General features: G+C 40.2%; 12 protein-coding genes. 9 read left to right on the top strand and 3 right to left on the bottom strand.

Annotation, left to right across the window (positions count from 1 at the left end; translation table 11 throughout):
* Window positions 1-17: 17 nt before the first annotated feature.
* From GSM42_RS18810 to GSM42_RS18800, 3 genes are read right to left on the bottom strand one after another with little or no spacing between them, the layout of a single operon-like run.
* Window positions 18-527, bottom strand: a complete 510-nt coding sequence (locus tag GSM42_RS18810; protein ID WP_160803091.1) for an aromatic-ring-hydroxylating dioxygenase subunit beta — start codon at window positions 525-527, stop codon at window positions 18-20.
* A gap of 5 nt (window positions 528-532) precedes the next feature.
* The gene (locus tag GSM42_RS18805; protein ID WP_160803090.1) at window positions 533-1,837 is read right to left on the bottom strand and encodes an aromatic ring-hydroxylating dioxygenase subunit alpha; all 1,305 of its coding nucleotides are present in this window, start codon (window positions 1,835-1,837) and stop codon (window positions 533-535) included.
* A 32-nt stretch (window positions 1,838-1,869) separates the two neighbouring features.
* Window positions 1,870-3,138, bottom strand: a complete 1,269-nt coding sequence (locus GSM42_RS18800; RefSeq protein ID WP_160803089.1) for an MFS transporter — start codon at window positions 3,136-3,138, stop codon at window positions 1,870-1,872.
* A 489-nt stretch (window positions 3,139-3,627) separates the two neighbouring features.
* Here GSM42_RS18800 and GSM42_RS18795 point away from each other — a divergent pair, with 489 nt between their 5' ends.
* From GSM42_RS18795 to GSM42_RS18755, 9 genes are all read left to right on the top strand, one after another.
* A complete protein-coding gene (locus tag GSM42_RS18795; RefSeq protein WP_160803088.1) occupies window positions 3,628-4,167 on the top strand; it encodes a cupin domain-containing protein in 540 nt (179 codons plus the stop codon).
* 67 nt (window positions 4,168-4,234) lie between these two features.
* On the top strand, window positions 4,235-5,149 hold the full coding sequence (locus GSM42_RS18790) for a VOC family protein (RefSeq protein WP_160803087.1): 915 nt from the start codon (window positions 4,235-4,237) through the stop codon (window positions 5,147-5,149).
* A 22-nt stretch (window positions 5,150-5,171) separates the two neighbouring features.
* Complete coding sequence (locus tag GSM42_RS18785) at window positions 5,172-5,963, top strand: SDR family oxidoreductase (RefSeq protein ID WP_160803086.1); 792 nt, start codon at window positions 5,172-5,174, stop codon at window positions 5,961-5,963.
* Between the two features lie 17 nt (window positions 5,964-5,980).
* Window positions 5,981-7,672: a thiamine pyrophosphate-binding protein gene (locus GSM42_RS18780; protein WP_160803085.1), complete on the top strand. Its 1,692-nt coding sequence runs from the start codon at window positions 5,981-5,983 to the stop codon at window positions 7,670-7,672.
* Window positions 7,673-7,686: 14 nt separating this feature from the next.
* A complete protein-coding gene (locus tag GSM42_RS18775) occupies window positions 7,687-9,123 on the top strand; it encodes an aldehyde dehydrogenase family protein (RefSeq protein ID WP_160803084.1) in 1,437 nt (478 codons plus the stop codon).
* Window positions 9,124-9,138: 15 nt separating this feature from the next.
* Window positions 9,139-9,921, top strand: coding sequence for an aspartate dehydrogenase (locus tag GSM42_RS18770; RefSeq protein WP_160803083.1), 783 nt, complete (start codon window positions 9,139-9,141; stop codon window positions 9,919-9,921).
* Between the two features lie 17 nt (window positions 9,922-9,938).
* Window positions 9,939-10,724 (top strand): SDR family NAD(P)-dependent oxidoreductase, encoded by a 786-nt coding sequence (locus tag GSM42_RS18765; RefSeq protein ID WP_160803082.1) that lies wholly within the window; start codon window positions 9,939-9,941, stop codon window positions 10,722-10,724.
* 29 nt (window positions 10,725-10,753) lie between these two features.
* A complete protein-coding gene (locus GSM42_RS18760; protein WP_160803081.1) occupies window positions 10,754-11,545 on the top strand; it encodes an alpha/beta fold hydrolase in 792 nt (263 codons plus the stop codon).
* Between the two features lie 34 nt (window positions 11,546-11,579).
* Complete coding sequence (locus GSM42_RS18755; RefSeq protein ID WP_160803080.1) at window positions 11,580-12,383, top strand: IclR family transcriptional regulator domain-containing protein; 804 nt, start codon at window positions 11,580-11,582, stop codon at window positions 12,381-12,383.
* The last annotated feature ends 194 nt before the right edge of the window (window positions 12,384-12,577 follow it).

Genomic DNA, 12,577 nt, shown 5'->3' with positions numbered 1-12,577 from the left:
GAAATATCTCCCGATGGTTAAACAAAAATCGCTAGATTTCTGGTGTTTATGGTTGTCTGATCAATGATGAATGTACGTTTCGATAGTTTCCAAGCTCCATCTACATATGTAAATTCATCATTACGTTCTCCAGAGATCAAGTCATGATGAATATCGTTTAAGCGATTTCGATAAATCAAAAGATAGCTTTGAACGACTGCCGTTTTATTTTCCTGATACTCTTGGATTTGCACATTGCTGACAAACCGACGAGTACGAGAGGGAGGTATTTCTGCCCATGCATAATCGGTTTTTAAACGATCGATGCGTAGTTTCATCGTTTCGATATCATCATCAAAAGCATACATATCAGTAGAGTAATCAGGCCGTTCGATGCCTTCTTTGTTGACACGAACGGGCATTTGATAACGCAAGGTTGGATGAAGCAAGTCAAACCAGCTATCAAAGTCGATATCATCTAAGATTTTTGCTTCATTGTATAACCATCGTTCAAACAAATAAGTCGCCGTAATTGTTTCTATATTCATCTCCATCACCTTCCCATCATATCTAACCAGTAACGGTAGTAGTTACGAGAGCCTGCTTCGGAAAACTTGTCGTCATACACCACACCGGGCCCAGGAAAGTCTGTTACGGGTGTTCGATGCATACCCATCGTGTAGTTGTAGTTGAAATTTTTCGCATACGGGACTACACCAGTTGCAGTTGCTGTAATATCTGTAAATACTTCTGTATCATCTTGCTCAAAGATACCAGAAGGACTAAATGTTAAAATATACGACTCTCGGGAACGTTTCTTCCATTCTTCAGGAGCGTCTTTTTCTACAAGGAACCATGTGATTACTTCCATTTTATCGTGTGCTATCGGTTTCCATAATCGAAGGGTAGTATTGGAAATGAGCTGTCCTTTGACGCTGGTATGGGATACCAAGCATGATAAGTTTGGAAAAATAGTTCCAATAATGTTTTTTACATTAGACATTACGTCAAATTGTTCAGGTGATAGATTCTTTTTATACTCTGGGATAAGTTCTTCTAAAAAGGCGAAATCAGGATTTGGCATACCGATATTTCCACCATGACCATTTTTCGTGTGAACTTGGTATCCTTTTTTCGAGTAAGTAGCATTTGGAACCATCCCTAACTGAACGATAGAACCGTGTGTGACCATAGTATGGTAGGAGTCACTGACAAAATTGTCCGCCCCTATTTTCCAATGGGAGTGAACTACAAATTTTTGAGGAGGTCCCAAAACCTCCATCTCTGCTCTGCCGACTACCATATCAAGATACCATGTAAAATCTCCAAGGAATTCTTTTAATGGCTCAGGATTATCGTTCCATGTTCCAAAGATAAGCCCTTTATACGTATCAATGGTAACTTCATGCAATGCCAACTTATCAAAGTCTAACTGTCCGCCATAAATGTTTTTCTGAAGAGGAACACCAATCAATTCCCCAGTGTTTTTAAAGTTAAAGCCATGATATGGGCAAGTAAACTGCGATTTGTTTCCTTTGTCAGCGCGACATAATTTCATACCTCTATGGGTACACATATTGTAGAAAGAACGCAGGACACCATCATTTGCTCTGGCAATAATAACAGAATAACCAGCCAGATCACGAGTTAAATAATCGCCGTTATTCGGGACTTCCGATTCATGACCTAGAAAGACCCAAGTCTTCATAAATACTTTTTCATGCTCCAACTTATAAACGGTAGGATCTCCCAACAAAAAGGCTGGGATTACGCCTTCTTCTGGTCGAACTGTCTGCTTTAAATGTTCTACTACCTCTTCTCGCTTCATCTCATCTAATCGAATTTCAGGTTTAATCATAGATAATCCCTTCTTTTATTAGATTTCGTTCATTACGATTTTAAAAGACGAACTTCTTCGGCTTCTTTTTTTAAAGAGAACAAGTAAGCTACAAAACCGACAATAGAAACGATGATCAGCATAATGATAGAAGGACCAAAGTCTCCATTTGAAATATCACGCAACCAGCCCATAATATAGCTGGAGAAACCGCCTAAAATATTGGTGAAGCCCATTAAACCAGCTGCTCTCCCTGCTGTTTCTGGAGTAGAGTATTTTACAATGAACAAATTACTCAGATGAAATACGCCGCCTTGAGTTCCCATAGCTAGTCCCAAACAAATCCCTGCTAACAGTGGATTTGAAGTTGTAAAGGTGATAGTTAAGAAAATGGCGCATAGAGCAAACATGAGAGTTGCTTGTAACGCAGGTCGTTTTGTTTTATCTGCAAAGTAACCATTTATCAATACGAAAGAGAGAGCAAAAAGCCAAGATAGGGAAGTAATACTTGTCATACTATCTGCTGAGAAATTTTTTCCTTGAATCAAGTACGTAGGTAACCAGATGCTAAGTCCAAAGAATAGGAAGGAAGCCACTAACATCCCAACCCAGACAATCCAATAACGGAAGTCTTGTGCAAAGTTTTGTGTGTTTTTATTGGAGTTTTTTTCTTTTCTTGTATAGCCTGCACGAATATAAGCCAATTCTTCTTTACTCAAACCTTTGTGTTCTTCTGGCAGATCACGAGTCATGAAGAGAAACATAGGTATATTAATCAATAAGTTACATAATGCCAAGAAATAAAATGCTCCTTGCCAATGTAAAGAAGCAAGTACGATGGATAGAACAAAGGTGCCAATGGCTGGACCTAGGTAGTTACCAGAAATCCAAGAAGCTTGAGCACGTCCAGTTTCTCGTTTATGAAACCAATTGGAAATAAATTTGTTTGAAACAGGAATCATCATTCCTTCCCCAAGACCAAGGAGAATCCGGCTTAACATAAATGTTTCATAGGATTGAGACAGACCAGCCATAACCATGGTGATCGTCCATACAGAGACACCTAATATGGCAGTTTTGCGTGCACCCAATTTATCTATGATAAAGCCCCAAAAAATATTGGATACTGCGTAAGCAATGGTGAAAGCGAGTGTTAATAAACCTATTTTGGCGTTTTTATCTGCTCCAGTAAGTCCTAAATCCAGCAAAAATTGTGGATCTGTTTGGATGATGGATATTCCTAATTTATCCGTTTGACCCAAAAACCAAAACATAAAAATCGGCAGAGCGATATACACCCAACGCATTTGTTTGCTTAACATGAAAAATCCTCCTTGGCTCCTCAAGTAAAAAAACTTCTAGACGGTCAAAGATGAATATCTTTAGGAAGCGCTTTCAACAATTATAGATAGAAAAGGAGATTTTACGTTCGTTTTACTAGGAATTCATCCATCCTTTCTGATGAGGAATTTCATTTTTGTTTTGTATATAAAACAGTGTTTTTATATTAAGATACTATCACCCGTACCTATAAACTGTCAATATTGTGTTTCCTTTATCGATTATCAAAAATATTTATTTTCTATACTCTTTATTTGCATAATATTTATATACACCGTAGCATAACGCTATTTTTTTGTTGGTTTCTTTTTATAAGTTATCAATAGACTAATGGAAAAATGATAGCAGATTAAAATTATAAAATAATTATTGTTGACATCATTCATCAGGTGGTACTAGAATAATAACAAATGCAAAACATTGTTTTTTATATAAAACATATCTTATGAGGATTATGGAGGGTTTCAGCTATGAGTACAGAAAAATCTAGTTTTGTTCAGGAATTTGAAAAAAAATATGTTGCCAGACTAAAAGATCGTGAATTTGATTTTAATGTGTTATCCTTCCAAGAAAAGGTAGATCCTAAATATCGTCGAGCACAAATTCGCTACATTGGCGGGGGAGGTACTGGCATGCATAATGATCAAAATGTAATCAAAGCAGAAGGTTTTACGTTAAGCACCATGCTTCTTCCTCCAGGTTCAGAGGGTCCACTTCATTTGCATCATGATGTAGAAGAAGTATTTTTTGTCATAAAAGGAAAAGCTATTGCTCTCATTCAAGAAAAAGATGGCGAAGAAGTATATGAAATCCCACTTGATACAAGGGATTGTATCTCTACACCTCCAGGTGTTTATCGGGGAATAAAAAATCATACAGATGAAGAAGCTTTGTTCCTTGTTATGATCGGAACCAAAAAACCCCAATTGCCTACTTACCATGAAGGAAGTGAATTGGAAAAAATTCGCATCGAACGACAAAAAGCGAAAGCCGCTGCTGCGAACAAATAAATGATAACGTTACCATAGGGCTCTATTAAGAGCCCTTCCTTTTCATAAGTTGGGAGGTTATACCATTATGCTAGGAATTACACACTTACGGCATATCAGTCTCATCACACCAAATCTAGCTGATCAAGTGAAGTTTTATGAGGATGTATGGGGCTTAGATTTATTATTCCAAAGCGAAACGGAAGCTTTCTTTCGTGGGGCGGGTTCAGAAAATCATATTTTGCATTTGATAGAAGGGGAAGAAAGAGGATTACATCATCTATCTTTTGGAATGCAAGACAAGATTGCAGTAGATCAAGCTGCTGAGAAACTAACGAAACTAGGCGTACCGATTGTACAAGAACCTGGCTACTTGGATGAGTTTGGTAAAGGATATGGTTTTCGGTTCTTAGATCCAGAAAATCGTTGTATGGAATTATCTTGTTGGGTAGAGATTCACACTACTGAGTGGAACAGTAAAAATGTAAATCCAGTTGTGTTGAATCATGTGGTATTAAATACAACAGATATTGATAAAATGGTAGATTTTTATACTACTATTCTTGGTTTTAAAGTGTCTGACTGGAGCGAACATCAAATGGTGTTTATTCGATGCAATAAAAAGCATCATTCGCTGTCTTTTAATCAAGCAAGTCATGCATCTGTCAATCATATTGCTTACGAAGTGGAAAATGTGGATCAAGTAATGCGTGGGATTAGTAATGTTCGAAAGAAAGATTATGAGCCCATTTGGGGACCAGGGCGACATGGTCCAGGGAATAATATTTTCTGTTATTTTCAAGATCCAGGCGGGTTTGTGATGGAGTATACGTGCTATTTGACAACAATTGAAGATGAATCCAAATGGGAAGCTGTAGTATGGAAACGTGTTCCGCATTTGATGGATCTTTGGATGGTCGCAGGTCCACCTACTCCTGAAGCACGTAAAGCAATGGGAGGAACCCCTGACAAAGGATGGGCAGCAGATAAAGCAAAGAAATAAGTCGTTGAAAGAAGTGAGACTCATGGATTATGGACTGAAAGATAAAGTAGTTCTCATCATGGGCGGCAGTTCCGGCGTAGGTCTTAAAACTGCTGAGATGTTTTTACAAGAAGGAGCAAAGGTCGTGATTGGTGGACGTGATCCATATCGACTTGATGAAGCAGCTAAAAAGTTAGGAAGTTTCCATGCGAAGGAAAAAGTACTCGCAAAAAAGTGTGATGTGACAATGGAAAACGATGTCAAAGAAGTAGTGAAAGCAGCCATACAAAAGTTTCATCAACTGGATGTTCTTGTAAATTCAGCAGGTCGTAGTGTGATGGGGCACTTTTTTGATATAACGAACGATCAATGGGAAGAACAGATAAAACTGAAATACCACGCCATTATTTTTGCAGTAAGAGCTGCTTATCCATATATGAAAGAACAAGGTGGCGGACGGATTATTAATATCAATGCTACCTTGTCAAAAGAACCAGAACCTCATATGGTTGCAACTGCTGCGACAAGAGCAGGATTATTGAACTTAAGCAAAAGTTTGGCTCATGAGTTGGCAGCAGATAACATCTTGGTTAATTCTGTTAGTTTAGGTGTTATTCAGACCGATCAATGGGAACGAAGACGTTTGCAAAATGCCCCTGATATGGAGCCAGAAGCATATTATGAAGATCTAGCAAAAAAACGCAGCATTCCACTAGGTCGAGTTGGCAAAGCAGAAGAAGTTGCAAGTGCGATATTATATCTTGCGTCATCAGGTGCTAGTTATGTCACTGGAACAACGATCGAGGTAGCTGGCGGTATAGGAAAAGCACTGTAATTGGGAGAGTTGAACTTATGAACACACAAGAAAACACGTATACAGTTGCAGATGCGATTGTAGAAGAATTGGTTCAAGCTGGTGTAGAAGTTGTGTTTGGAATTGTGAGCATCCATAATATGCCGATCTATGATGCGATTCACCGAGACGGACGAATTCATCCTGTCACAGCACGTGGCGAAAGCGGTGCTGTCAATATGGCAGATGGGTATGCAAGAGCAACTGGGAAATTAGGTGTTGTCATAACGAGTACAGGTACAGGAGCTGGGAATGCGGCAGGTTCATTAGTGGAGGCGTGGAGTGCTGGTGTGCCGTTGCTTCATATCACGGGTGAAGTGGACTCTTCCTATATTGGCACAGGACGAGGGTATATTCATGAGATGAAAGATCAGTTGCAAATGATGGAAGGCTGCAGCAAACTAGCACTTGAATTAAAGAGACCTGACCAAGCTTCCGCTTTTACGCGTAAGGCGATCGAAGAGGCAAATGCAGCACCTACAGGACCTGTGACCATTCAAATTCCGATTAATTATCAGTCAGCGATCATCCCGAAATCTGTCTCTCTGATCGATGTAGAAAAAATCTCTTCATGCTGCTCCAAACATGTGCATTTGCCCCAAGAAGTAATCGAGGAACTAACCAATGCAACAAGACCAATAATATGGGCAGGCGGAGGAGTTATTTCCGCTGAGGCTTCAGACGAAGTAACGAAACTTGCGGAATTACTGGGAGCTGCTGTCATCACAAGTCAATCAGGCAAAGGTAGTATTCCTGAAGATCACCCACTATGTATCGGGCATTTTGCTAGTTATCAACAAGTTAGAAATTTGGTTCAAAAAGCAGATTTGGTTTTGAGCATTGGTGTACGATTCCGCAGCAATGAAACTGCAAATTGGAAAATACAGATTGAATGCAAACATATCAATATTGATGTCGACTACCTAGCATTCAATCGAAATTATCCAGTAGCTCATAGTTTAATCGGTGATGCAAAACAGATCGTAAAAGCAATTTTGCATAAAATAAAGAAAGAAGAACTTTCCACTTCTACCGCATATCAAGCAGAAGTTACGAGTGTTCGAGAAGAGATCCGTACACAGTTACGTGTAACTTTAGGCCCTTATGAGCAGTTTGTGGAAGGTATGCGCCGTGTATTACCAAAAGATACTATTTTAGTCCGAGATGTTACCGTTCCAGCAAATGTATGGGGAAGCCGATTATTTGAAATTTATGAACCTCGAACTTCCATACATGCTTCTGGCGGTGGAATTGGACAAGGTTTGCCGACGGCTATTGGTGCACAGATGGGTCGAAAAGATCGAACTGTAGTATTGATGGCTGGTGATGGTGGTTTTATGGTAAATGTCGGGGAAATGGTGACTGCTAGTCAAGAATCTCTGCCACTCATTGTTGTTTTATTTGATGATTCTGGATACGGTGTGCTGCGAAATATTCAAGATGCTGCATATGGAAGACAGGTGGCCGTTGATCTTTTAAGCCCTGATTTTGTACAGCTAGGACAAGCAATGGGCTATGAGGCGAAGCGTATCGGTGATGCAACAGCGTTTATTTCCGAATTAGAAACTGCGATCAATCGCAAAAAGCCATCCATCATCGTGGTAGATATGGAAGCAGTGGGACCGATGGCTAAACCTTTTGGTGGTCCTCCTGGAGCAGCGGAGGCTTTTCGTCCCAAAAAACTATCATAAAAGGAGGAGAGGACATGTTTCCATTTGTTTCAGGTAAATATCTCCTTCATGGAGAGTGGAAAGAAGCATCAAACCGCACGAGCATCTATAATCCAGCAAAATTTCATGAACTAGTTGGAGAAGTTGCACTTGTTTCCGAACAAGAATGCACAGAGGCAATCGACTCCAGTGAAAAAGCATTTCATACATGGTCGACAACTTCCGTAGAGGACCGCGCAAATCGAATGCTGCAAGCGGCAGCAGCGATCAAACCGATTGTCGAAGAAAATGTTTCCCTCTATGTGCGTGAAAATGGAAAAGTACTTGTAGAAGCCAAAAAAGATATCATGCGATGTGTGGATGTGATGACGCAAGGAGCAGAGGCGGTTATCCAGTGGTGGAAACCAGAAGAGCGGAGCGGAGGACAAAAAGTACAAATCAGAAGACGCCCAAGAGGAGTAGCTGCTGTTATTACACCTTGGAATTCTCCCGTTTTATTGACTTTTAAACGTGTCATACCTGCTATCCTCGCTGGAAATACAGTAGTAGTAAAACCAGCATCCAACTGCCCGCTAACCGTCATGACTCTGTTAAAAACAGTCGCAGAACATTTTCCACCAGGTGTGATCAATATCATAACTGGTTCCGGTGCGATGATTGGAGATATCCTGTCACGAGATTCACGAGTTCGGACCATCTCGTTTGTTGGGGGAACAGATACAGGGAAAACATTGATGAAGACATCAGCAGATACGCTAACCAAGCTATATATGGAACTTGGCGGGAATGATCCTGCTGTTCTTCTGCCAGATGTAGTACTAGATCAAACAGCACTTACTCGCCTGCGAGGTGGAGTACTTCGAGCTGCTGGACAAGTTTGCTCTGCGATTAAACGAATTTATGTGCCCCAATCTCGTGCTGATGAACTGGTGGAGAAGTTGACCAATGAATGTAACCGTGTAATTGTCGGAAATGGACTTATACCAGATGCCAATATGGGTCCCCTAAACAATAAAAAACAATTCACATATGTGTCGGATCTGATTAAAAGCACGAAATCCTCTGGAGCAAATGTGATCGAAACAGGAAGAGCGTTAGACCCAGAAACTTGGGAAGAAGGGTATTTTATTTTGCCACATATTGTTACAGGTGTAACACAAACAGAGGAAATTGTTCGCTGTGAACAATTTGGACCAGTGATACCAATCATCACCTATAGTGATGAAGAAGAGGCTATTACATGGGCGAATGATACCATATTCGGATTGCGAGCATCAGTTTGGACGGAAGACGAAGAAAAAGCAATGAGGTTAGCGGACCGTATACAGGCAGGAGCTGTCTTTCACAATAATCATACTGTTTTTCAAGATTTGCATCTCGATTTTCCAGGGATCAAAGAAAGTGGCGTAAGTCGGGAAACGAGATGGGGAAGTCTTGAGCTATTTGCTGATTCATATGGATTTGCGAATTAGTTGGGGGAATCGTAGATGAAAATTGGATTAATTGGTACCGGTAACATTGGACAATATATTTTGCGATCCGTCAACTTAGAGCGAGTGATTCCAAAGGCAGAAGTTGCAGCAGTATACACTCGAGTGAAACCGAAAAGAGATGCGATATCAGTTCCATATAAAACCAAGTTATATGACGATTTTGATCAATTTATAAAAGAAGATCTTGACCTCGTAATAGAAGCAGCTACCATCCAAGCAGTTGAAGCTTACGCAGCAAGAATACTGGAGAGTAAAAAGAATTTGTTACTCGTAAGTGTTGGAGCATTAGCAGATGCTGATTTTCTCACCGAATTAAAACAGCTTTGTGATGATACAAATACTTCTATCTATTTGCCATCTGGTGCAATTGGCGGTTTAGATATTTTAAAAGCAGCAAAATCAGTAGGAGAACTGAATTCTGTTTCGATAACGACACGAAAGCCTCCAAAGGCGCTGCTAGAAGAAACGGTTGACGAAGAAGTCATTCTGTTTGAAGGCACTGCGAAAGATGCGATTTCGAAGTTCCCTAAAAATATAAATGTAGCAATTGTGCTCTCGCTTGCTGGATTAGGAGTGGATAATACCAAAGTACGAATCATCGCAGATCCATACGTCGGAAAAAATAACCATACGATTGAAGCAACGGGCTCATTTGGAAAAATGACATTAACCGTTGAAAATGATCCAATGCCGAGTAATCCAAAGACGAGTTATTTAGCTGCCATTAGCGTCATTTCAACCTTAAAAAACCTCTACAATTGTGTACACATTGGTTAGGAAAGGATCTGGTGTAGATGCGTTGGTTAAAAGAAAAAACAGTTTTAATCACAGGAGGTGGAGCAGGGATTGGGAAAGCGATAGTTGATCGATTTGTAGCAGAAGGCGCAAATCTTTTGGTTTTCGATATTTCCAAAGAAAGACTAGTGGAAATAGATCATGAGTTTGAGGGGAAAGTAGCGACCTATCAAGGTGATGTTCGAAGTTATTCGGATAATGAGCAAGCTGTGGCATGTACAATCGAGCGGTTTGGTAAACTGGATTGTTTAGTAGCAAATGCTGGTCTCTTTGATGGTTTTGTCAAGTTGCTTGATTATCAACCAGAAGTGTTGGAGCAAACGTATCAACAACTTTTTGATATCAACGTGAAAGGTGCTTTTCACGCTGCAAGAGCAGCTTTGCCCGAATTAATGAAAACAAAAGGAAATATGATTTTCTCCGTCTCAGGTTCTAGCTTTTATCCAGATGGCGGTGGTACCATCTATACGGCTACCAAGCATGCTGTCCTCGGTTTGATCAGACAACTTGCTTTTGAAGCTGCACCAACTGTTCGGGTCAATGGAGTAGCCCCTGGTGGAACGATAACCGATTTAAAAGTAGTACCTAGTTTAGAAGGATTGGCAAAACAAGTGAGCAAAGAAGAGAAAAAAGCAAGCATTCAAAGTCGAAACCCGCTTCGAATGTATATGGTTCCTGAGGATCATGTCGCTTCCTATGTCTTGCTGGCTTCTGATCAAGCCAGAGCGATCACTGGGGAGGTGATCAATAGCAATGGAGGTCTGACTGTTAGAGGACTGTCTTGATTTATTGGTAGTAAGTAGGAGGTGGAGTTATGCCATATATCAACATAGAAGGTATGAAAATTCATTATGCCAAAGCAGGAAGTGGTCCTGCACTTGTCTTACTCCATGGTCTGGGAAGCAATGCGGATTCTTGGAAAAAGCAATTGGTTGACTTGCAAGACCAATTTACCGTGATTGCGTGGGATGCACCTGGCTACGGACACAGTGATGATCCAGTGCCAGAGTTTCGTTATTTTGCTGATTTTGCTCATGTACTGAAGAAGCTGACAGTACAGCTAAATATCGAGCCTTTTTATTTGCTTGGGCATTCAATGGGCTCAACGCTTGCTCTTGAGTTTATGAAACATTATCCACAATCGGTAAAAGCGTTGATCCTTGCAAGTGGAACAAGAGGTGGAGCAGCGAAAGATGGAGATCAAAATGAAGGTAAACTGCGTAATCGGTTGCACGCTATCGAGCATTTTTCCAGTGAACAGATTGCCGAACAGCGGGCAGATAATCTACTTGGATCCAAAGCGACAAAGGAAATGCAGGAAGAAGCGAAACGCATATATGCAAAAATCAGACCAGCAGGCTATCGTTCTGTTACATATGCTTTGTACCATGCAAATCAAAATGATATACTACCTATAATTGATGTACCTACCTTGGTTATATGTGGGGAATGGGACAAAATCACTCCAGTGCCAGAGTCCAAAACCATTCATCAAGGAATACGTCATTCTAAACTTAAAATTATCCCTGATACAGGTCATTTATGTTATCAGGAGGACTCCATTACTTTCAATCAACACATACGATCTTTTTTAGCAAATGTGTGAGTAAGAAACACAGGTATGAAATGAGGTAAGAAATGTGGGCGCTAGTGATAAAGATCGTTACATATCGCGTTCATTAGTAAAGGGACTTGAAATCCTTAAACTTTTTAGTGCAGAAAATCCAACTCTATCTTTAGCTGAAATCGCTGATAAATTAGGAGTGAGCCGAACGACACCTTTTCGACTGCTATACACCCTTCAAGATGTCGGGTATCTCGATCAGGATGAGCATACGAAACGATATTCCTTAACACCAAAAGTGTTGGAATTAGGTTTTACCTATCTCCATACCCTTCAATTATCAGATATTGCTCAACCTTATCTGGAGAAACTTCGAGATGAGACAGGTGCATCTGCCCATATTGGTATCTTAGATGGCAGAGAAGTGGTATATATTGCAAGGGCTTCTGCCAGAGGGGTACCAACGATCAATGTTACCGTTGGGTCTCGGTTACCTGCACATGCAACGGCGATTGGAAAGCTATTACTTGCTTTTGAACCGGCGGAAAGATTAAATGAATTGCTTGTTGGGACAGAGTTAAACAAGTACACACATTACACCAAATCGATGATATTTGAATTACAACAAGAGTTGGATAAAATAAAAAGCCAAGGATATGCCGTAAGCAATGAGGAGTTTGAAAACGGCATTTGCTCTGTGGCAGCGCCTATCTTTAATAATCATAGTAAAGTGATCGCTGCTGTTAATATTGCCACACCAGTATTCACCTTAAAAGATGGGATACTGGAAAAAGTATTCCTTCCTGCCCTCCGAGAAGTTTCTGAACAACTCTCTATTTCATCTGGTTATAGACTTCCTAATCCATACGAGCGAAAGTGATCCGAATGAACGTGGGATCACTTTTTTTGATATCTTTAGGGAAACATCCTTTTTTTATAATTTGTGAATAGATAGATGATATACATGGGATAAAAATAGTGTTTGGTCGAATCAACAAGTAGGAACGCACTGATATATAGCTAGAAGCATTGGTATAAGGAAGAAGGTTTTTTGATTTATTTTTTTGATTCCAA

It is taken from the genome of Shimazuella alba, from assembly GCF_009831235.1.
Lineage (GTDB): Bacteria > Bacillota > Bacilli > Thermoactinomycetales > Thermoactinomycetaceae > Shimazuella > Shimazuella alba.
Note: the sequence above shows the minus strand (reverse complement) of the source record. Positions and strands in the feature narration are given on the sequence as shown.